We start from the raw sequence: 20956 nt of genomic DNA, 5'->3' as shown, positions 1-20956 counted from the left end.
GCCCGGCATACCCCCCAACGGCATGGAGTCCGCAGTGCCGCACATGTCCCGCCGCCAGGTCCTCTCCCTCCTCCCCACCGCCGCTCTGCTCTCCATGGCCGCACCCATGCGTGCCGCCGCCGCGGCACCGGCCGATCACGCGAGGCTGCTCGCCAACACCGTGGCGACCTTCGCGGGAACCGCGGAGGTCAACGCCCGCCCCGAGGTCGCCGGCAGACTGGCGGCGATGCTCGACACCGCCAGGCGACGGCTGACCGCGATGGACCAGGCGGGCGACGGCGAGTTGTTCGCCGGTCTGACGCTCGGCACCAACGACGCCAACCTGCGCTCGGCCTACCAGTACCTGTACGAGATCGCGCTCGCGACCCGCACGTCCGGCGGCGAACTCGACGGTGACGCCGCCGTCCAGCGGCGGGTCGTCGACGGACTCCAATGGTTGCACGAGCACCACTTCGGCGACCAGTCGAAGGGCTACTACGGCAACTGGCACAGCTGGGAGATCGGCATCCCCACCCACGTGAGCAGGACGCTGGTCCTGCTGGACGAGCGGGTGCGGGAAGTACGCCCCGACCTTACGGCCACGTACATCGCCTCGATGGACGCCTACCTGCGCAACGGCAAGGACGGCGACGTCGACCTCGATTCGCGCTTCCACACCGGGGCCAACCTGGCCGACATCACCGGCAACCGCATCCTGCAGGGCGCGCTCACCGGCGACGACGCCCGCGTCTCCAAGGCCATCTCCGACCAGGCCACCGTCTTCGCCACGATCGACCCCTACGACCTGCAGCACGGGGTCACCGACGGCTACTACCACGACGGCTCCTTCATCCAGCACCACTCCGTCGCCTACACCGGCTCCTACGGGCGTGCCCTGCTGACCCGCGTCGTGCAGACCCTCAAGACGCTCGAAGGCGCGACGAGCGGCGGCGGCTCCGACCTGCCCGGCGTGGTGTACCGCTGGATCGCCGACGGCTTCGCCCCGCTGATCTTCGAGGGGTGGATGATGGAGATCGTCAAGGGGCGGGCGGTCTCGCGTACGAACACCGGCTACTCCGACGTCCAGGTGATCGTGGAGGCCATCGCCGACCTGGCCGACCGCGTCGAGGGCGACGGTTCGCAAGCCCTGAAGAAATACGTCAAGTTCCTGCCGGAGGCCGACACGGGCACGTTCGTCTCCCCGGTCAGCATCGCCCGCTACGCGGCCATCCGCGCCGACTCCGCCATCCCGGCCGCCGACCTGAACCCGCCCGAGCGCTCCGTGGCGTTCAACTCGATGGACAGGACCGTGCACCGCCGCCCCGGTTACGCCTTCGCGCTGGCGCGCAGCTCCGACCGGATCAGCAAGTACGAGTACATGAACGGCGAGAACCTCATGCCCTGGTTCCAGGGCGACGGCGCCTCCTACCTCTACCTCGCGGGCGAGGACCAGCGTGAGGTCTTTGGCGTCGACTACTACACGGTCGTGTCGCCGTACCGGCTGGCCGGGATCACCGCACCGGAGGAGGAGCGGCGCACGGTCCCCGAGTTGTACGGCCGGTACTGGTACGAGAACCCGGACCATCCGCTCAACTTCACCTCCTCCTCGGAGTCGCAGAACACCTACGTGTACTTCCCCCTCGCCGGGAACACCTTCTCCGGCGGCGCCACGCTCGGCGCGTACGGCGCGGCCGGCATGGTGCAGTCGGACGACGCCGCCTACACCGCCAAGCAGCAGGGCATCCTGCCCGGCGACTTCGTCGTCTACCGCAACGCCCGCGCGACCAAGTCGTGGTTCATGTTCGACGACGAGATCGTGGTGCTGGCCGCGGACGTCTCAGGCCAGGGCCGCCGCGCCGCGGTGACCACCGTGGACAGCCGCATCGCCGCCACCGGTGACTCGATCGTGCTGACCGGCGAGGGCTGGCGTGGCGGGTCCTGGCGGACGGGCGACACGTCGCCGCCGCGCTGGCTGCGGTACGCCAACGACACCCGCCGCACCGCGATCGGCTATGCCTTCCTCACCCGCCAGCCCGTCGCCGCCGGGCTGGAGACGGTGACCCGCAGCCGCAGGGTCGTGCGGGCGAGCAACCCCGACACGAGCGTGACCAAGAACGTCTTCACCGCCTCCATCGCCCACCCGGCCGCCGGCGGGGTCTCGGCCGTCGCCTACGCCCTGGTCCCGAACGCGACCGAGGCCCGGCTGCGCGGCTACGCGGACGGCCCGCTGACCGTGCTGGCCAACGACCGGCACGTGCAGGCGATCAAGCACAAGGCGCTCGGGATCGTCGCCGCCAACGTCTTCGCCGACGGCCCGCGCCACGTGGAGCGCCTGCTCATCGACGGCCCCGCCTCGGTCATCGTCCGGAGCGGCGGGCGCACGGTCGTCGCCCTGTCCGACCCCACGATGAAACGCGACCACGTCACGGTCCTCCTGCGCGGCAGGCCCCTCCGCCTGGACACCGCCGACGAGGGTGTGACGGTACGCCGCGTGCCGGGCGGCACCCAGGTCCGGGCGACGACCCGCCACGCCCATGGCCGTACCTTCACCACCACCCTCCGCTGAACCGGCCGGACGGCTCCGGACCCACGCGCGGAGGACGGAAGGTGACCTGATCAAGGCCGCCATCAAGCGGGACGGCAGGTGGCACACCGCCACCTGGCGGGGCTGATCAGCGCAGGGCATCGGCCGGGTTGCCCCAGCGAGACGCCCCCCGGTGGCGACCGGGGGGCGTCTCGCTGGTGGACCTAAGCCTCGCGCGACGTGTCGCCAACGGCCTTGGCGTCCTCGGCGTTGTCGCCGTTGGGGCCGACGACGGCGAGTTCGAACTCGCCGTCGTAGAGCTCGTGGCCGGTGATGACGGCCGACTCCACGGCCTCTTCGCCGCGCTGCCCGCGCAGGATCAGCGGGTCGTGCCGCAGGTCACGCGTGAGCGCCACGCACATGCCCACCATCACCACCATGAACGGCACCGCGGCCAGGATCGTCAGGTTTTTCAGTCCGGTGAGCGCCGCGTCGCCGCCCCCGCCGAGCAGCAGCATGATGGCCGCGACCGCGCCGGTCAGCACGCCCCAGACGATCACCACGACCCGGCTGGGCTCCATGGTGCCGCGCTGCGAGAGCGTGCCCATCACGATCGAGGCGGCGTCCGCCCCGGAGACGAAGAAGATGCCCACCAGGATCATCACGAGCAGGGTCGTGGCGCCCGCCAGGGGGTATTCGTTCAGCAGCGCGAACAGCTGACCCTCCGCGGTGGCCTCGCGGGTCAGCCCCGCGCCGCCGGCTTCCGCCTGCATGGCCGTGCCGCCGAAGACCGCGAACCAGACCAGGCTGACCACGCTGGGCACCAGGATCACGCCGCCGACGAACTGCCGGATGGTGCGGCCCCGGCTGATGCGGGCGATGAACATGCCGACGAACGGGGTCCAGGAGATCCACCACGCCCAGTAGAACACCGACCAGAACGACAACCAGGTGGCGACCTCCTCACCGCCGCTGGCCTCGGTGCGGGCCGCCATCTGGGCCAGGTCACCGATGAACGAGCCGAGGGAGGTGGGGAGAAGGTTGAGGATCAGCACGGTCGGGCCGGCCAGGAAAATGAACAGGACCAGCACCAGCGCCAGCACCATGTTGGTGTTGGACAGCCACTGGATGCCCTTCTCCACCCCGGACACCGCCGACAACACGAACGCCAGCGTCAGCACCGCGATGATCATGATGAGCAGGCCCTCGCCGACCTCCGTCATCCAGCCGACCTCCCTGACGCCGCTGCCGATCTGCAGCGCGCCGAGGCCGAGCGAGGCGGCCGAGCCGAACAGCGTGGCGAAGATGGCCAGGATGTCGATGACCTTGCCGACGGCTCCGTTGGCGTGCCGCTCACCGATCAGCGGGGTGAACACCGCGCTGATCGTCTGCCGCCGGCCGCGGCGGAAGCACCCGTAGGCGATGGCCAGGCCGACCACGGCGTAGATCGACCAGGGATGCAGCGTCCAGTGGAAGAGCGTGGTGGCCAGCGAGGTCTCCATCCGCTGCGCCGCGGCCGCGGTGGCCTCGTGCGTGCCGGGCGGAGGCTCGGCGAAGTGCGTGAGCGGCTCGTTCACCCCGTAGAACATCAGCCCGATGCCCATGCCCGCGCTGAACATCATCGCGACCCAGGACACCGTCCTGAACTCGGGCTCCTCGCCCTCCTGGCCCAGGGTGATCTTGCCGTACTTGCTGAACGCCAGCCAGAGCACGAACACCACGAAGCCCGAGGCCGCGAGCACGAAGGCCCAGCCCATGTTGTGCATCGCCCAGCCGAGCATGGAGGTGGACACGCCCTCCAGCGTGTCGGTGGCGACCGCTCCCCAGACGACGAAGGCGAGGGTCAACGCAGCGGCCACCCCGAACACCACCCAGTCCGTCCGGGGTGGAAGGGCGGCTTTGATACCTCCCGACGTATCCATGATTTTTCCGGTGTCCTGTGGTTGCTGTTCCACGAGTTCCTCTGGCCTTCTCTCGTGTACGCGTCCGTCTGCCGTGTACGCGTCCGTCTCGGATGCGTACGGGCTGCTTACATAACGTTACCGAACGATCTCCGAACGACCAAAAAAACTATTACAATAAGTCAAACGCCGTAAACCTTTGTTCATGATCAAGCGTCCTCCGATACCACGGTGATCCGTGCCCGTGACTCCTTCGTTAAGGACGTCCCGCCGCGTTCAGCGTTCCCAGCGGATCTCGCCGTCGTGCCACCGTCCGGTGGAACGCAGACCCGCGGCCGTGGCGACGGCGGCCGAGGCCGCGTGGCCAGGATGGATGTGCGCGACGATCGGGCCCATCCCCTGCCCCACCAGCCAGCACACCAACGCCTTCGCCGCCTCCGTGGCCAGGCCGCGCCCCTGCCACGGCGTGCCGATCACCCAGGCGATCTCTGCGGTCCGGCCCTCGACCGTGGCCTGCACGTAGCCGGCGAGGCACTCTTCCTCCCGCGACCACACCACCCAGTTGCGCCAGCCAGGCGGCCCGGCCACCAACCGCTCATAGCGGGCGCGCAACTCCTGCGCGGTGAGCGGGGCGCCGCCGGTGAAGGCGTGCAGGGCGGGGTCGGACAACACGGCGGCCATCTCGTCGGCGTGCTCGACGCGCAGCGGCCGCAGGACGACGCGCGTCGTCTCGATGATCTCCACGCGCCACCCCACCCCACGGCCTTGGCCGCTCACCCTACTCGCCCGGGGATCATTCGTGGGCGTACGACCGGATGACGGCCTCCGCCAGCAGCGTCACCTGGTTCTCCCCGTAGCAGTCGGCCTGGTGGATGGCGAGTTCCGCGCAACAGGCCGCGCAGACGAGGTTGGCGCCGTTGACCGCGCTGATCCCGCAGCAGCCGGTGAGCCGGGAGACGTCCGGATGCAGCCGCATGCCGACGGAGTCGTCGGGATGGATCACCAGGCCGGCGGGCTCTCCCGACAGCTCGCAGGGGTGGTGGTTGGCCGAATACGCCCCGCGCGGCGTCCGCGGCGGCCTGATCCTTTCGTACGGCGTGGTCGCACCGACCGGTTCCTCCTTGCCCGGGGGCAGCGGGATCTTCCGCACGGACAGGGTGATCGGACTACGGCAGGCGAAGCAGAGGAAACACGCCACATCGCGGACGATACTCCTGCCGTCCGGTGGCCATGTGCCAAGCGGGCGACCGTCACCTGATGCGCGCCTGGCAGCAGGACGCTGGAGGGCGGCATCCGGGGATGCCGCCCTCCAGATGGTCCGCGCTGTTCAGATCAGCGCGGGCCGGTGCTCAGGAGGGGCCGGCCGCGGACGCGACGGGGCTGCCCCACTTGAGCCCGTCCGTCGGCCACACTTCCTTCTTCAGCATCTTGAGCGTCGGGTCGGTGCCGCCGACCTCGCAGCGGGCGCCCTTCTTGGGCATCTTCAAGGAGATCAGATACTCGTCGAAGGGCACGGTGCTGCACCTGTCCTTGCCGTAGATGCGGTGGCCCCAGCCCTCGTAGGTGAGGAGCACGGCCTTGGAGCCGAGCTGGCGGGCCACGTTGGCGGACCAGATCCACGGGGTGGAGGGGTCGTGGATCGAGTTGCCCAGCAGGATCGGGGCGTCACCCGTGTAACGCAGCCGGTGCTGCGGGTTGTTGGTGGGGTGGCCCAGGCAGACGGGCAGGTCCTCGACCGGCATCGGGTTGAGGCGCATGTCGGGGGCGATGCGGGAGGAGACGCGCATCAGCGCGGCGTACTCCCGGTAGTTGCGCACCGGCAGCTTGTAGTCCTCGCAGAGGATCGTGGTGTTCAGCTCGACGGTCGCGCCCGTCACCGGCTGCCGACCGGGCAGCGGCGGCACCTCGTCCGGCAGCGGGCCGCCGTCCAGGGCGTTGAGCATCTGGCTCAGCAGCTGCCAGGCGGGGCCCTCCGTGCCGAGCACGCCCTGCCACAGGACCTGGATCTCGGTCATCGGGCGGTCCTTGACGCCCGGGTAGTAGAGCTTGCCGTCACGCGCCTTCTTCAGCAGCCGCTCCCACACCTCACGGACGTCCTTGCCGTGCAGGGCGCACGCGGTCTCCTGCTCGCACCAGCCGACGAACTGGTCGAACGCGTCCTCGACGGCGGCGGCCTCGGTGGTCAGGAACGCCGCGACGCCGAGGCTGTGGTCCATGTTGCTGTCGAGCGCCATGGTCCGGATCTTGTCCGGGAACAGCTCGGCGTACATCTGGCCGATCAGCGTGCCGTACGAGATGCCGTAGAAGTTGAGCTTCCCCTCGCCGAGGGCGGCGCGGATGGCTTCCACGTCACGGGCCACGCTGACCGAGTCGACGTGGTCGTAGAGAGGGCCGGTGCGGGCCCGGCAGTCCTCGCGCAGCTCCTTGGCGAACGCCTTCCACTTGTCGAAGTCGGCCTGGCTCTTCATGACGGCGTACGGGAACTTGTTGTACACCGACGCCGAGCAGGTCACCGGATGACTGCGGCCCACGCCCCGGGGGTCGAAGCCGACGATGTCGAAGTGCTTGCGCAGCTCTTCGGTGTAGGAGCCGGGGGCGGCGTAGACGGCCTCCACGCCGGATCCGCCCGGGCCGCCGGGGTTGATCACGAGGGATCCGACCCGGGCCTTCGGGTCGAGGGCCTTGCGACGAGCGAGGGAGATCTCGACCTTGGGGCCGTTCGGCTTGGACCAGTCGATCGGTACGGCGAGCTTGCCGCACTCGGCTTCTGGCTCCTCCTCACAGGGCGCCCAGGTGATGCCGCCCTTGACGGCGGCCCCCGTGGCCCCGTCCGCGGCGGCCGCCGCCCCGGCCGTCGAAAGGGGTATCAGCGCCGCCAGTACCGTGAATGCGGCGGCGAGCAGGGAAGATCGTCTTCGCACGTTGCTCCAATCGTCAATCGATCAGCCGGGCGCGCGCGGCGCACGGCCAGGCCTGATCATCCCTGGTCGCACGGGCGTATGTGGCAAAGCTGAAAAACTCGACGCAAAGTGCGCCTATCTCGACATCTGCCAAACTGGGTTTCCCAACAGTCCACGCCACACAGGGGGACAGAACCGGATGAACGGGACGGTCACGGCGGTCAGCAGCAACGGCGAGCACTCCTTCACCAAGCCGAACCGGGAGAGCATCACCCTGCTCGCCGGTCTAGGAGTGGAAGGCGACGTGCACGCGGGTGTGACGGTCAAGCACCGTTCCCGCGTGACCAAGGGTCCCGCCCAGCCCAACCTGCGCCAGGTGCACCTCATCCACGAGGAGCTGTTCGCGGAGCTGGGCGAGGCCGGCTACACGGTCAGGCCGGGCGAGCTCGGGGAGAACGTCACCACCAGCGGCATCGACCTGCTCGGCCTGCCGGCCGGCACGCTGCTGCACGTCGGCGAGCAGGCCGTCGTGGAGGTCACCGGGCTGCGCAACCCCTGCGTGCAGATCGACAACTTCCAGGGCGGCCTGCTCAAGCAGGTCATCGGCCGCGACGAGGCGGGCACCCTGGTACGCAAGGCCGGCATCATGAGCATCGTCAGGACGGGCGGCGTCGTGCGCCCCGGCGACCCGATCAAGGTGGAGCTCCCGGCCGAGCCGCATCGCCCGCTCGACCCTGTCTGAGCCCCGGTCACCTCAGACGCCGCCGCCCTAGGGCGGCGGCCTCAACGCACACCGGCCCAGCCGCCGCCTGATCATGGGCGCGGCGTGCCCTCCTCCGGCACGAGGCCGACATCGAACCGCACCTCGACCTCGTCGCTGAGCTTGAGCGCGCCGAAAAACGCCGAATAGGGCCGGATGCCCCACTGAGACTGCACGATGGCCGCCGAGCCCCGCACCCGGCCCTCGGCCAGCGAGCCGCGCACCTCGGCCGGCCGCGTGACACCGACGAGGGTGAGCTCACCCTCGACGCGGAACTCCTCCGGGGTCCCCTCGACCCTGGTCGACCGGAACGTGATCGTCGGGTGACGCCGGGTGTGCAGGATCTTCTCGCGCAGGATCTTCCCGATCTCCCGGCGATCCGACTCCGTGAGCGGCTTGACGCCGCCCGTCCCTTGCCTGACGGCGAGCGAGTCCGCGTCGACCTCGACGGTCACCCAGGAACCGGCCGGATCGGCGGGATCGAGTGCGGGACCGACCACGGCCTCGCCGTGCCAGCGAGTGACCTCGATCGTGAGGTCATGACCGGCCTTGGCGCCCAGCCCGGTGCGGGTCGTGTGCACCAGCAGCTGCCCCGACTCGGGCCCCAGCCCGTAGCCACCTGCGGAAACGTCCATTCTGCCAGGTTAGCCCCGCGCCCGCCGCAGCCAGGCATGCCCGCTCCGGACCTCGCACGCCCCGGCGGCTGGACAAGGAGCGGCTGACGTGATCTGACAGAGGAGGAGTGCCATCGATCACGGACAGGAGCACCTGGAGATGAGCGATACGCGGCGACTGCACACCGCCGGCACCACACTGCTGGAGCGAGCCCGCGCCCTGCGCCCCCTGATCGACCGCTGGACGATGTCAAGATGCTCGGCAACTGGGACGTCCTGGGCCTGCGCGCCACGGGCAGCATCGACTACGCCATCGACGGAGCCTTCGTACCGGAGTCGCAGTCGCACGTCTTCACCCAGAACGAGCCGCTGCGCGGCGGCGCGCTCTACCGGCTCGGCCTGGTCGACCAGGCGCTGATCTGCCATTCCGGCTGGGCGCTCGGCGTCGGCCGCCGGCTCCTCGACGAGCTGATCCGGCACGCGGGGGCGCGGGCGGGACGTCCTGGCCAGCTCGCCGACAGTGACGCCTTCCACACCGGCTTCGCCCGGACGGAGGCGGCGTTCCGCGCGGCCAAGGCGCTGGTGCACGAGACGTGGGACGACGCGGAACACACCCTGGACGCGGGCCGCTCGCTCGACGTACGCCAGGAGACGATGGTGCGGCTGGCACTCAACCACGCCACCTCGACGATCGCCGAGGTGTCCCGGTTCGTCTACGCGTCGGGCGGCACCTCGGCGCTGCGCGACGGGCTGGTGCAGCGGCTGTTCAGGGACGCCCACGCCGGCACGCGCACATCACCTCGGGCCCGCAGGTGCTCCAGGAGTGCGGCCGCGAGCTGGCCGGGCTGGCTCCCGGCGAGTCGTGGGAAGTGTTCGCCCTGAAGGCGTAGATTCCCGCGAACGGGAACGTACGGACCGATGAGTTTCGCCGCCGCCGCAGGTCTCCATCACCGTTGTCGAGGAAGGACGAACCCATGACGCATACCCTCGAAGTGTCCGGCGGCACTCTGCACTACGACGTACGGGAGGGTGCGACGAGCACCGCGCCGATGTTGCTGATGATCGGATCGCCGATGGACGCCAGCGGCTTCACCGGCCTGGCCGCACGTTTCCATGACCGTACGGTGGTCACCTACGACCCGCGCGGGGTCGGCCGCAGCACCCGCACCGGCGGCGGCGAGTCGACGCCCGAGCAGCACGCCGACGACCTGCACCGTCTGATGGGCGCGCTCGGCCGCGGGCCGGTGGACATCTTCGCCAGCAGCGGCGGCGCCGTCAACGGGCTGGCGCTGGTGGCCAGGCACCCGGAGCAGGTGCGTACGCTCGTCGCGCACGAACCGCCCGCCGCCCAGGTCCTGCCGGACCGCGAACAGGCGCTGGCCGCCGTCGCCGACATCCGCCGCACCTACGACCGGCACGGGTTCGGGCCGGCGATGGCGAAGTTCATCGCGGTCACCAGCCTGCGTGGCGAGATCCCCGCCGACTTCGCCGACCGGCCCGTGCAGAGCCCCGCCGAACTCGGGCTGCCGTCGGAGGACGACGGTTCCCGCGACGATGTGATGTTCGCGCAGAACCTCATGACGTGTACGCACTACGAGCATGACTTCGAGGCGCTGCGCGCCGCCTCGACCCGCGTGGTCATCGGCGTCGGAGCCGAGTCCGAGGGCGAGATGGCCTACCGCGCGGGCGTGGCCGTCGCCGAACACCTCGGCACGGAGCCGGTCACGTTCCCCAGCCACCACGCCGGGTTTCTCGACGGCGCGTTCGGCATGAAAGGCGACCCGGACGCCTTCGCCGCCACGCTCCGCCAGATCCTGGCCACGTAGGCGCGGCGCCTGCGGGATCGTAACGGAAGGGCAACGGTGTGTGACGAATCGGTGGTACGCGGATCTTGATCGGGTAATCATCCCGTCATGTCGGTTTCGCCCTATGAAGGATGGTTGCTGGCCGGGCGCTACCGGCTGCTCGCCGAGCTGGGCCGGGGTGGCATGGGAACGGTCTGGCGCGGCCACGACGAGCTCCTTGACCGCCAGGTCGCGGTCAAGGAGCTCAGCATGCCCCACCGGTCAGGACCCGAGCGGGAGGTGCTGCTCGGGCGCACCATGCGCGAGGCCCGCCTGTCCGCCCGGCTGAGCCATCCGAACATCGCCGTCGTGTACGACGTGGTGGAGGCCGACGAGCGGCCGTGGATCGTCCTGCAGTACGTGCCCTCGCGCAGCCTGGGCGACGTGATCAGGGAACGGGGACCGCTGCCCGCCACCACCGTGGCGCGCATCGGGCTGAATCTGCTGGAGGCGCTGCGCGCCGCGCACACGAAGGGCATCGTGCACCGCGACGTCAAGCCCGCGAACGTGCTGATGACCGACGACGGCCACGCCGTGCTGACCGACTTCGGGCTGGCGACCACGCTGGACGACCAGGCCCACCTCACGCGGGAGGGCATCGTGCTCGGCACGCCCGCCTACATCGCCCCCGAGCGGGCGCGCGGCGGGCCGTCCACCCCGCAGGCCGATCTGTGGTCGCTGGGCGCCACCTTGTACGAGGCCGTCGAGGGCCGCTCCCCCTTCGGCAACGGCGGCGCGCTGGCCACCCTGAGCGCGGTGCTCACCAGCAGCCCCGCCCCGTTGCGGCAGGCCGGGCCGCTCGCCCCGGTCATCACCGGCCTGCTGGACAAGGACCCCGGGCGGCGCATCGGGGCCGCAGAAGCCCACCAGGAGCTGCTCCGGGTGGCGGAGCCGGAGCGGCCGGCCCACCAGGAGGCCGCTCCGAGGGGGGCCGAGCCCGCGTCCCTCGTCCCCGCCAACGGTGCTCTCTTCCCCGTCCCGGCCCTGGGCATCCGCCCGCGGGCCGCCGCGCCCGGACGGTGGCGGCAGGCGGCCGCCGTGACCGCCTTGATCGTCGCGGTGCTCGCCACGACCTCCTGGCCCGATGGCGAGGTCACGGGCCCCCGCCACGACAAACCACGCGCCGAACCCGTCACGTACCCGGCGCCGCAGCCCAGCGGCGCGCTGCACGCCTACCGCGTGTCAGGCGACAGGCCGCACGAAGACGACCCGTCCCGGACCGCCCGGCCACCCGATGACCCGCCCCGGACCGCCCGGCCGCGCTCCACCGGCGCGTGGCGCACGGAGCGCCTGCCGCCGGGGCAGGCCAAGAAGGGCGGCAAGGCCAAGCGGGCCACGTACGCGAACCCCGGCAACGGCTGGGGACGCGGCCGCCGCTGAGCGGATGACCGCCCCGCCGGCGACCCGCCCGCCTGTGCGCGCGTACTCGTCGATCGGTGGTCAAGCCCTGATCGTCAGCCCCTGGCGGGCACGAGGATGCCGCGGCCCTGGAGGCGTCCGCCGTCCAGGTCGTCCATGGCGTCGTTGACGGCTTCCAGCGGGTACGTCCTCGTGTGCAGGCTGACCTCGCCCTGGGCGGCCAGGGCCATGAGCTCGTCCAGGTCGTTGTAGGAGCCGACCAGGTTGCCGATCACGTTGATCTCGGCGGAGATGATGTCGATCGTGGGGATCTCGACCCGCCCGCCGTAACCGATCACGAAGTACGACCCCGCGCGGCGCACCATGGCCACGCCCTCGGCCTCGGTGCCTCCTTCGCCGACGAAGTCCAGCACCACGTGGGCGCCCTGCCCGCCGGTGAGGTCCGCGACCGCCTCGACCTGGCGGCCGTCGGCCTGGACGGTGTGGGCGGCGCCGAACCCCTGGACGAGTTCGAGCGCGGCCGGTGACCGGTCGACGACGATGATCTCGGCGGGCGTCATGGCGGCCAGGCACTGGACGCCGATGTGGCCCAGCCCGCCGGCGCCGATGATCACGACCTGCGTGCCCGGGTAGAGGAGCGGTACGGCCTTGCGTACCGCGTGGTAGGCGGTCAGGCCCGCGTCGGCCAGCGCCGCGACGTCCGCCGGCGGCAGCGAGGGATCCAGCTTGACCACGGAGCGGGCGGTGGTGAGCAGCAGTTCGGCCATGCCGCCGTCGGTGTCGATGCCGGGGAACTTCGAGGCCGAGCAGTGCACGTCGTCGCCGGCGCGGCACGCCCGGCACGATCCGCACGTGACGAGGGGGTGCAGGATGACCGCGTCACCGGGCTGGACGCCGGTCACGGCCGAGCCGACCTCGCGCACCCAGCCGGCGTTCTCGTGCCCGATCGTGTACGGCAGCGTCACACCCGATTTGCCAGCCCACTGACCTTCGACGATGTGCAGATCCGTACGGCACAACCCGGCGCCGCCGATCTCGACCAGCACGTCCAGCGCACCGCCGATCCCGGGCTCGGGGACGTCCTCGACGACCGGACGTTTGTCGTACTCGTGCAGGCGTACCGCTCGCATCGCCACTCCCTGTCCGACAGATAGGTCGTAGGTCGATAGTTGATGCGTTCGCCGCGAACGGTCAACGACCGGTGGCCCATGAAGGGGTAAATCCCTGTTCTTAGTAGATGCGGTACTTACGGCCGCAGTTGTCGAATTTGCCCGCCCAGCAGGTGAACGTGTAGACCTTCTTGATCCCGTGACCGTGCCAGGCGCCTGCGACCTTGCCGTCCCACGCCTTGTTGAACCTCTTCCAGTGACCGTTCTGGTACACCTCGAACCACACCCACGCCTGCTTGCCACCACGCTTGTCGACCCCGTACCACTTCGTGAAGACCTTCCCGTGGCTCTTCCACGTCTTACCGAACGTGTACGCCTTGTGATCGCTGGAGAAGAACTTCCCCCAGCTCACCGTCGACGACGTGGTGGCCGCGGTGGTGGCCGCCTGCGCTGCCGCCGGAGAGAGGGACAGACCGGTGACCGCCATCGAACCGGCCAGAGCCGCGACCGCCAGAGCCTTACGCATGCAGATCTCCTCCTTCGTCTGGTGCCGCCTGGGGGATTCCGTCCGGCACGGCACTGACTCTAGGAAGACCGCCCACGATCATCTGTGCACGAATCCACACACCCCACGTGATGGGCGTCACAGGGCACGGGGGTCCGCGTTCGGTACGACGCCACCGCCGGCTACCCCGTGAGGCGAAGGCGGGCCGGCGCCGGCGTACGCGGGACGGCGTAGCCGGGTCGCCGCTCACCGGCGGATTCCCCGGGAGACGGATCCGGCGACGCTTGGTCGTGTAGCAGGAAACGACGGAAGAGAGAAGCAAGCAGATGACTGCCACGTACACGAAGATGCTCGCCACGACGACCGAGTGGCTCGCCCGCCACAGCATCGACGCCCTGCGGATCAGCGTCGGCCTGGTCTTCCTGGGGTTCGGGTTCCTGAAGTTCTTCCCGGGCGTCAGCCCCGCGGAAGAACTCGCGGTGGGCACCCTGGAACAGCTGACGTTCGGCGTGGTGTCGGGCGGCGTCGCACTCGCCGTCGTCGCCGCCACCGAGTGCTTCATCGGGCTGACCATGGTCACCGGGAAGTTCCTGAAAGCCGGTCTGCTCGTGATGGCCGGGGCGCTGGTGGGGTTCATGTCGCCGCTGGTGCTGTTCTTCACCGACATGTTCCCCGGTGGCCCGCCCACCCTGGAGGCCCAGTACATCCTCAAGGACATCGTGCTCATCACCGCCGCCATGGTGATCGCGGCCCGGGCGCTGGGCGCTCGGCTCGTCCCGGCCCGCGAGCGGACGGCTTCGGACGTCAAGCTGGCCGCCTGACCGGACGGCGAGGGCCCGCGGAGCGGGATGGCTCCAGACCTGGAGCGTCGGCTGCCGAGACCGGCGCATTCCGGCCCGACGGTGAAGCCCCGTGGAGCAGGACGCTCCGCGGGGCTTCACCCTTGCCAGACCGCGCTACCCGCTCAGGACCGCGCGTAGACGCGGTGCACGAACTCGGCCAGCTTGCTGTCGGGCAGTTCCTTGGCCAGGTCAGCCTCGGTGATCATGCCGATGATCCGGCGCTCGCGGATGACGGGCAGCCGCTTGATCTGGTGCTGCTCCATCTTCTGCAGCGCCTCCTCGACGCTGTTGTGGGCCTCCACCCACACCAGCCCGTGAGCCAGTTCGCCCGCCGTGGCGGAGTCGAGGTCCTTGCCCTCGGCGCAGCATTTGATCACGATGTCGCGGTCGGTGATGATTCCCTTGAGCCGGTCGTCGTCGCCGCAGATCGGCAGCGCTCCGACCGACAGGTCGCGCATCATGCGCGCGGCGGTGCGCAGGCTGTCGTGCTCGCCGACGCACTCCGCTCCCTGGTGCATCACGTCCTGGACCGTCCTCGCGACCCCTGATGTGTCCATCGTCGCCTCCTTCAGCAGGATTGACGGCACTTCAAGCGCCCTCTACCCACGAGGTGGTGGCTCAGTACCGTGCCGGGCCGGCGGGTGACCAAGGACGTAAGGCCGTACATCGATCGGTGTACGGCCGTTCTCGTCAGGTGGGACGACGGCGGCGGGCTGTGGCGGCGCGGTGGAGACCTTCGTGGGGTTTCCTGTCCAGTTGACCAGGTCTTGACGATGTCCTGGCCGACGCGGGCCCCTTCCGGATCTAGCCTTGAAGGGAGGGACTCACCATGGTCACCATTATCGTGTTCGGGTTGATCGTCGTGATCGCGGTCTGCCTGGCGGTCTACGGTGTCAGGATCGTCAATCAGATCGAGCGCGGCGTGGTCTTCCGCTTCGGCAGGGCCCAGCGGAGGGTACGCTCGCCAGGGCTCACGTTCCTCATCCCGGTCGTCGACCGGTTGAAGAAGGTGAACGTGCAGATCGTCACGATGCCGGTGCCCACACAGGACTGCATCACCCGTGACAACATCTCGGTCCAGGTCGACGCCGTCGCGTACTTCCGGGTCGAGGATCCGCTGCGAGCGGCCATCGCGGTGCAGAACTACCTGTTCGCCATCGAGCAGGTGGCGCAGACCTCGCTGCGCTCCATCATCGGCAAGAGCGATCTGGACGACCTGCTCTCCAACCGTGAGGAGCTGAACAAGGGCCTGGCGCTGATGATCGACAGCCCAGCCCTCGGCTGGGGCATCCACATCGACCGTGTGGAGATCAAGGACGTGCATCTGCCCGAGGACATGAAACGATCCATCGCCCGCCAGGCCGAGGCCGAACGGGAGCGCAGGGCCCGGGTGATCACCGCGGACGGAGAGTTCCAGGCCGCGCGGAAGCTCGCCGACGCCTCGGCCATCATGACCGAGACACCGGGCGCGCTCCAGCTGCGCCTGCTGCAGACCGTGGTGGAGGTGGCGGCCGAGAAGACCTCGACGCTGGTCATGCCGGTGCCCGTGGAACTGCTGCGCTTCTTCGAGCGCGCCACGAGGAGCGGCGAGGCGGCGGCCGGGTCCTCGGCGCGGCAGCCCCAGGAGCGGCAGCCCGAGGAGCACCCGGCTTTGGGGGACGCCGCCGCGCCCGAGCTGTCCCCACCGGCGCCTTCGTTGGAAAGCGCGAAGCCGGCCGCGAAGAACGGCGCCCTGCCCACCGGATAGCCCCGGCGCGCGCCAGATGCTTCGTGGCGAGCGACTCACGGCGATGAGCTGTACATTATGCGCGGCACCGACACGCACACCGCGTGCCGGGGTTGAACGGCCCGTCAGGTCCGGAAGACGTCAGGGCCCGCTGTAGCCGGCGGCCCTGGCCTCCCGCTCCGTGCAGAAGAACGAGCTCTCCAGCGGCGTCACCCAGTAATGCGCGCTGCCGGGGGTGTTGTAGGTCATGGAGGCGGCGAATCCCGTCGCGACAACGGGCAGGCCACCGCACCTGACCACGTGCACCGGATAGCTCGCCATCACGTGGAACGGCGTAATCCATGCGAGCGCGAAGACGGCGACCGCCGCGACGAGCGCGCGCAGGAAGGCGGGCAGGAACCTGAGCACCGCGAGCGGCACCAGGCCCAGCACCGGGACACCGATGATGAGCACGGCCAGCCACCCGCTCGCCCGCGCGAATGATCTCGGCCTCATACCCGGGTGAGACGTTCCCCTGCGACCGCCGGTTCCGGCGGCCGGCGGAGGTCATGCCTGCCGCCCGCCGGATCGAGTGTCCCCGCGGTCGGTCGAAGTGGCTGACCAGACCGTTGCCTGAGGTCGGCTGCGCCGCGCCCCTGACGTACGCCGCCTGGTCACACGGCCTCGTGCTCCACTGACGGGCGCGGGCGGCGGTGCAGGTGGCCGCGGCGGTGGGCCATCCGCAGGAACAACACCGTGGGCACGCTGCACACCAGGATCGCGACGACGCTCGCCTCGGGCCCGAAGGCGCCGCCGGTCAGCGCCGCCGGTCCGGACATCGCCGCTTCGAGCAGCCCGTGCGAGTCCGCTCCCGAGCCGGAGACGGTGACCCCGAAGATGCCGGCTTCGGCGGCGTTCCAGCCGAGGTGCAGTCCTATGGGGACCCACAGATTGCGCGTGGCGGCGTACGCGGCGCCGAGCATCAGGCCGGCCTCGATCGCGATGGCCAGCGCTCCCCAGCCGGTGGCGCCCGGGTTGACCAGGTGCAACGCTCCGAACAACACGCCGGAGACCAGCAGGGCGCCCCACGTGCCGGCCATCTCCTCGACGATGCGGAACAGTACGCCACGGAAGAGCAGTTCCTCGACCACCGCGACCGCGCACATCGTCCCGAACACGGTCACGGCGCCCTCGATCGACCCCCACCCAGCGATGCGGTAGCCGCCGAACACGGCGATGACGCCGATCGTGACCGTGAACAGCGCCAGGCCGGCGAGCGTCCACCGCCACAGCGTCGACGCGGCCTCCTCGCGGCCGGGCAGCAGCTCCATCACGTGCCGCCGCTCGGTGGCCCGCACCGCCATCGCGTAAGCCCACATCGCGAACGCCGCGCCCAGACCGCCCGCCGCCAGGCCGCCGACGGGCCCCGTGGCCATTCCGGCGGCGATCGCGTTGACGACGACGGTGACTCCGGCCAGCAGGGCGATCATGATCAGTAGCCGGACCATCGGCCGCGCCCACCACTTGGCCTCTGCTACGGGAAGCACCCACACGTCCGTCTCCATCGAAATGACCTCCGCCATCACGGCCTCGCGGCACCACGCCGCGGCCACGCCAAGGACGCTACGGCGGGAGACCGGCCGAGATCATCACGCTGGAGTGGACAGCCGAGGGTAGCTCGCTCGGGGGATCAGCAGGGAGGGTCGTCACCCCGCCCGGTGGGGCGAAGACGACACACGTCGACGTCGGACAGGCTCCCGAACCGTGCACGAGGTGCTCGCCGGGCACCGACGGTTCAGGGGGCTGTTTCGTGACCTGGCCGGCCAGGGGTGCGGCGGCGCTGCTTCAGCTCCGCCTCGTACAGGTGGCGGCGTCCCCCGGCCAGTTCGTCGCGGATCTCCCGTTCGAGGTCCTGGAACTCGCGGTAGTAGCCGTCGTCGTACTCCTCCACGAGTTGGAACGTCCACCGGCCGGCGAGGACGTTACGGCCGATCAACTCGCGCTCGATCCGGTCGGCCCACGCGTCGTGCCCGCCCTGACGCAGCAGCTCCACCACCCGGTCCAGCGCGAAGTCGGCGCTGCCGGTGAGCTGGTGCATCGCATACAAATGGCCTCTGGCCCGGTGGGTCATCTCCAGGGCCTCGCTGAAGCCGCCCAGCGCCTCGACGGTGACATCGTCCAGCCCCGCTGGGCGGCGGTGGGCGGGGTCGGGCACACGTTCTGTCATGAGGTCACTGCTACCCCACCAACCTCTGCCCTATACGGCGAAACGCGGTCAGCCGCGCTCCTGCCAGGTGCACAGGCAGACCCGGTTGCCCTCGGGGTCGGCCAGCACCCAGAAGCTCGGCGCCGCCTCGTCGTCCACGAGCGTGCCCCCGGCTGCGAGCGCGGCCTCGATGCGCGGCCGCACCTGCTCGGGATCCACCCACACGTCGAGGTGCCAGTGCTGGCGGGGCTCCTCACCGCCGGACTTCTGGAACCAGATCGCGGGCAGCACGTCGTACGGGTCGCGCACCTCGTCGTCGATCCCGGCCTCCGACTGGTCCTTCATGGCCAGCACGGCGCCCCAGAACGGCAGGATCCGCTCGTGGGACGGGGTGTCGAGGGCGAGCTCCATGCGGGAGACGCTCCCGCTCTCCAGCTTCACGCCGGCGTCGGCGGCGATCCGGGAGATCGTACGAGCCAGCCGGATGTCACGGCCGGTGACCCCGCGCTCGTCATGGCTGCTGAGCCGGACGTCGACGTGGGTGTAGCGCAGGTCGAGATCGGGATGGTGGTCCATCTCCTCGGCCGCCGTGCCGATGGCGTCGACGACGGAGAGCCCGGTCGCGAAGTTCCCCGTCCTGATGCGGGTGTGCAGAGCGCCGAGCAGGAGAACCCACCCGTCCAGCGCCTCGCCGGCGATCTGCTGTCCAGTGAGCTTGGTCATGGGTTCATGCTGGCGTACCACTCGCGGATGAGGAAGACCGGCCCGCCTCGGGGGCACGGTCGCAGGCGCGCGGCGTCGTGTCCGTGCGTGACCGCACCGAGGCAGGCCATCGTCGAACCGCGGTTCGCCATCCCGGGGAACGTCCAGGGCGCGCCGTGGTTCATGGCCGAGTTCCGCCGCAAGGACAACAACTCCTGGTCGCAGGCGGTCTTCAAGAAGACGCAGGACGGCTGGCGCATGACCCTCATGTCCATCAAACGCCGACGCCAGGCGCGACGTGCCCCGGACCACCGCCACGATGAGGTTCACCGACCGCGTGCCCGCCGCGCTGAGCCACGGCCGCAGCTACGCCCGCAAGGCGGACCACAGGAAGGCCGGGATCTACCTCGCCGTCGTGCCACGGTCGCCCGGCCTGGTGCGCGTCCCCGCGGAATGGTTCACCAGCCTCGGCATCAGCGGGTCCTGACCCGTCGCCGCGCTGAACAGTGCACCTAGGTACACCCCCGCCGTGCCCTCACCCTCATTCCGGCCCCTGGCCTGGCTCATTAGCGTCGAAGCCAGTATCCAAGGGGGTTTCAGCCGTGAACATGCCACTCCAGTCCTCGACCTCTCCGAAGGGTCCGGTCGCCACTGCCGCGCGGGCGCCCGCCCCGGACCTGGCCCGGGGCATCATGCTGCTGGCGATCGCGTACGCGCACGCACCGCTCTACGTGCAGACCGTCGACCGCGGCCCGTCGCTGCTCAACGACATCCTCGCCTTTCTGCACCAGCTACTGATCAACAACCACGCGCGGCCGATGTTCGCGTTCCTTTTCGGCTACTCGCTGGTGCAGTTGCTGAACCGGCAACTGGAGCGCGGCAACGACTGGGTGAGCGTGCGCAAGCTGCTGCGCCGCCGGGGCTGGTGGTTGTTCGCGATCGGGTTCGTGCACGTCCTGGTGCTCATCCCGCTCGACATCCTGGCTCCGTACGGCATCGCCGCCCTGCTCTGCGTCGGCTTGCTGCGGGCCAAGGACGCGACGCTCCTGTGGGTGTCGGGCATCGTCCTGGTGCCGTCGGCGCTGCTGGTCGGCCTCGCCATGTGGTATCCGCTGACGGAGGGAATGTCGACGTACGAGGCCGGCAGCATCGCACCCGGCGCGCTCGGCCCTGTCGAGATGCTGATGGGCCGGCTCGTGGGCTGGCCGTTCGGGCTGGTCATCGGCGTCATCATGGTCATCCCCGGGGTGTTCGTCGGGATCTGGGCCGCGCGGCGGCGGCTGCTGGAGGAGCCCGTCCGGCACCGTTCGTTCCTGATCCGCGTCTCGGTGATCACCACGGCGGTGTCGCTGCTCGGCTCAATTCCCGCGGGGCTCATGCAGGCCGGCTGGTGGGCCGAGCCGTCGGGCACGGCGACGCTGGTCGCGTCGCTCATCCAGCCGCTCAGCGGGCATTTCGGCGGCATCGGCCTGGCCGCGGTCATGGGGCTGGCCGCGATCCCGGTCATCCGGCGGCCGAACGCCCTGGCCACCGCCCTCCAGTCGCTCGGTCAGCGCTCCATGAGCCTGTACCTCTTCCAGTCCATCGTGTTCGTCGCGCTCTTCTTCCCGTACGGGCTCAGCCTGCAGGACGACCTCGGCCTCGCGGGCGCCACGGGAGTGGCCACGGCGACCTGGCTGCTGTCGATCCTCATCGCCGACCTCATGCGCCGCGCCGGGCACCGCGGCCCGGCGGAGATCCTGCTGCGCCGCCTGGCCTACCGGTGACGGGTTAACCCTCGGTCCGCTCAACTTAACCCTCGGTCCGCTCAACGGGTGGCCGCGACCGGTGTCACACCGGATCGCGGCCACCCGTCCGCGCTTCGGTGCCGGAACAGGGTGACCGGTGGTCGTCCAATGGACTCGGTGCCGATCCCGGTGGCTCTCAGACCGTGCTCGTGACGAGACTGCCCCGGTCGACGAACACCCTCATCGTGGCGCGGGCGACTCGGGGCACATCTGCCCAGC

21 protein-coding genes are annotated in these 20956 nt (G+C 70.1%); 9 read left to right on the top strand and 12 right to left on the bottom strand.

The genetic code is table 11. From position 1 onward, the window contains the following. Window positions 1-22 precede the first annotated feature (22 nt). Window positions 23-2545, top strand: coding sequence for a polysaccharide lyase family 8 super-sandwich domain-containing protein (locus tag E1294_RS02625; protein WP_220447517.1), 2523 nt, complete (start codon window positions 23-25; stop codon window positions 2543-2545). 182 nt (window positions 2546-2727) lie between these two features. On the opposite strand, the gene E1294_RS02620 is transcribed toward E1294_RS02625, so the two are convergent. From E1294_RS02620 to E1294_RS02605, 4 genes are all read right to left on the bottom strand, one after another. Then, a complete protein-coding gene (locus E1294_RS02620) occupies window positions 2728-4362 on the bottom strand; it encodes a BCCT family transporter (RefSeq protein WP_246082767.1) in 1635 nt (544 codons plus the stop codon). Between the two features lie 318 nt (window positions 4363-4680). Continuing rightward, window positions 4681-5148, bottom strand: coding sequence for a GNAT family N-acetyltransferase (locus E1294_RS02615; RefSeq protein ID WP_246082766.1), 468 nt, complete (start codon window positions 5146-5148; stop codon window positions 4681-4683). Between the two features lie 49 nt (window positions 5149-5197). Beyond that, a complete protein-coding gene (locus E1294_RS02610; protein WP_132504054.1) occupies window positions 5198-5554 on the bottom strand; it encodes a hypothetical protein in 357 nt (118 codons plus the stop codon). 199 nt (window positions 5555-5753) lie between these two features. Further along, on the bottom strand, window positions 5754-7325 hold the full coding sequence (locus tag E1294_RS02605) for an alpha/beta fold hydrolase (RefSeq protein ID WP_165977043.1): 1572 nt from the start codon (window positions 7323-7325) through the stop codon (window positions 5754-5756). A gap of 178 nt (window positions 7326-7503) precedes the next feature. Here E1294_RS02605 and E1294_RS02600 point away from each other — a divergent pair, with 178 nt between their 5' ends. Beyond that, window positions 7504-8046, top strand: coding sequence for an MOSC domain-containing protein (locus E1294_RS02600; protein ID WP_132504050.1), 543 nt, complete (start codon window positions 7504-7506; stop codon window positions 8044-8046). A gap of 71 nt (window positions 8047-8117) precedes the next feature. Here E1294_RS02600 and E1294_RS02595 read toward each other — a convergent pair whose 3' ends face one another. Next, window positions 8118-8699 carry a YceI family protein gene (locus E1294_RS02595; RefSeq protein ID WP_132504048.1) on the bottom strand — a complete coding sequence of 194 codons (582 nt, stop codon included), beginning with the start codon at window positions 8697-8699 and terminating at the stop codon, window positions 8118-8120. A gap of 234 nt (window positions 8700-8933) precedes the next feature. Between E1294_RS02595 and E1294_RS02590 the strand changes: the two genes are divergently transcribed. The 3 genes from E1294_RS02590 to E1294_RS02580 all read left to right on the top strand — a co-directional run bounded on the left by E1294_RS02590 (window position 8934) and on the right by E1294_RS02580 (window position 11902). Next, window positions 8934-9560: an acyl-CoA dehydrogenase family protein gene (locus E1294_RS02590; RefSeq protein ID WP_132504046.1), complete on the top strand. Its 627-nt coding sequence runs from the start codon at window positions 8934-8936 to the stop codon at window positions 9558-9560. A gap of 92 nt (window positions 9561-9652) precedes the next feature. After that, window positions 9653-10504 (top strand): alpha/beta fold hydrolase, encoded by an 852-nt coding sequence (locus E1294_RS02585; RefSeq protein ID WP_132504044.1) that lies wholly within the window; start codon window positions 9653-9655, stop codon window positions 10502-10504. A gap of 87 nt (window positions 10505-10591) precedes the next feature. Further along, window positions 10592-11902 (top strand): serine/threonine-protein kinase, encoded by a 1311-nt coding sequence (locus tag E1294_RS02580; protein WP_132504042.1) that lies wholly within the window; start codon window positions 10592-10594, stop codon window positions 11900-11902. Between the two features lie 74 nt (window positions 11903-11976). Here E1294_RS02580 and E1294_RS02575 read toward each other — a convergent pair whose 3' ends face one another. Then, on the bottom strand, window positions 11977-13011 hold the full coding sequence (locus E1294_RS02575; RefSeq protein WP_132504040.1) for an NAD(P)-dependent alcohol dehydrogenase: 1035 nt from the start codon (window positions 13009-13011) through the stop codon (window positions 11977-11979). Between the two features lie 100 nt (window positions 13012-13111). Beyond that, window positions 13112-13516: a hypothetical protein gene (locus E1294_RS02570; RefSeq protein ID WP_132504038.1), complete on the bottom strand. Its 405-nt coding sequence runs from the start codon at window positions 13514-13516 to the stop codon at window positions 13112-13114. Window positions 13517-13821: 305 nt separating this feature from the next. On the opposite strand from E1294_RS02570, the gene E1294_RS02565 reads away from it, so the two are divergent. After that, entirely contained in the window at window positions 13822-14316 is a 495-nt protein-coding gene (locus tag E1294_RS02565) for a DoxX family protein (RefSeq protein ID WP_132504036.1), read from the top strand. Between the two features lie 143 nt (window positions 14317-14459). Here the strand turns inward: E1294_RS02565 and E1294_RS02560 are convergent, their stop codons facing one another. After that, complete coding sequence (locus tag E1294_RS02560; RefSeq protein WP_132504034.1) at window positions 14460-14894, bottom strand: CBS domain-containing protein; 435 nt, start codon at window positions 14892-14894, stop codon at window positions 14460-14462. Between the two features lie 272 nt (window positions 14895-15166). Here E1294_RS02560 and E1294_RS02555 point away from each other — a divergent pair, with 272 nt between their 5' ends. After that, window positions 15167-16084 (top strand): SPFH domain-containing protein, encoded by a 918-nt coding sequence (locus E1294_RS02555; protein ID WP_132504032.1) that lies wholly within the window; start codon window positions 15167-15169, stop codon window positions 16082-16084. Between the two features lie 120 nt (window positions 16085-16204). Here E1294_RS02555 and E1294_RS02550 read toward each other — a convergent pair whose 3' ends face one another. The 4 genes from E1294_RS02550 to E1294_RS02535 form a co-directional block, all read right to left on the bottom strand. Beyond that, window positions 16205-16558, bottom strand: a complete 354-nt coding sequence (locus tag E1294_RS02550) for a sunset domain-containing protein (RefSeq protein WP_132504030.1) — start codon at window positions 16556-16558, stop codon at window positions 16205-16207. A gap of 158 nt (window positions 16559-16716) precedes the next feature. After that, entirely contained in the window at window positions 16717-17655 is a 939-nt protein-coding gene (locus E1294_RS02545) for a CPBP family intramembrane glutamic endopeptidase (RefSeq protein WP_246082765.1), read from the bottom strand. A 182-nt stretch (window positions 17656-17837) separates the two neighbouring features. Continuing rightward, complete coding sequence (locus tag E1294_RS02540) at window positions 17838-18269, bottom strand: hypothetical protein (protein WP_132504028.1); 432 nt, start codon at window positions 18267-18269, stop codon at window positions 17838-17840. Window positions 18270-18317: 48 nt separating this feature from the next. Next, window positions 18318-18971: a 4a-hydroxytetrahydrobiopterin dehydratase gene (locus E1294_RS02535; protein WP_132504026.1), complete on the bottom strand. Its 654-nt coding sequence runs from the start codon at window positions 18969-18971 to the stop codon at window positions 18318-18320. A gap of 298 nt (window positions 18972-19269) precedes the next feature. Here E1294_RS02535 and E1294_RS52335 point away from each other — a divergent pair, with 298 nt between their 5' ends. Together E1294_RS52335 and E1294_RS02530 are read left to right on the top strand one after the other, a co-directional pair. Beyond that, window positions 19270-19437 carry a hypothetical protein gene (locus tag E1294_RS52335; RefSeq protein WP_165977042.1) on the top strand — a complete coding sequence of 56 codons (168 nt, stop codon included), beginning with the start codon at window positions 19270-19272 and terminating at the stop codon, window positions 19435-19437. A gap of 121 nt (window positions 19438-19558) precedes the next feature. Further along, entirely contained in the window at window positions 19559-20716 is a 1158-nt protein-coding gene (locus tag E1294_RS02530; RefSeq protein WP_132504184.1) for a DUF418 domain-containing protein, read from the top strand. The last annotated feature ends 240 nt before the right edge of the window (window positions 20717-20956 follow it).

Origin of the sequence: Nonomuraea diastatica (assembly GCF_004349015.1) — a bacterium.
GTDB classification, from domain to species: Bacteria; Actinomycetota; Actinomycetes; order Streptosporangiales; family Streptosporangiaceae; genus Nonomuraea; species Nonomuraea diastatica.
This window is presented reverse-complemented; position numbering and strand designations above follow the sequence as displayed.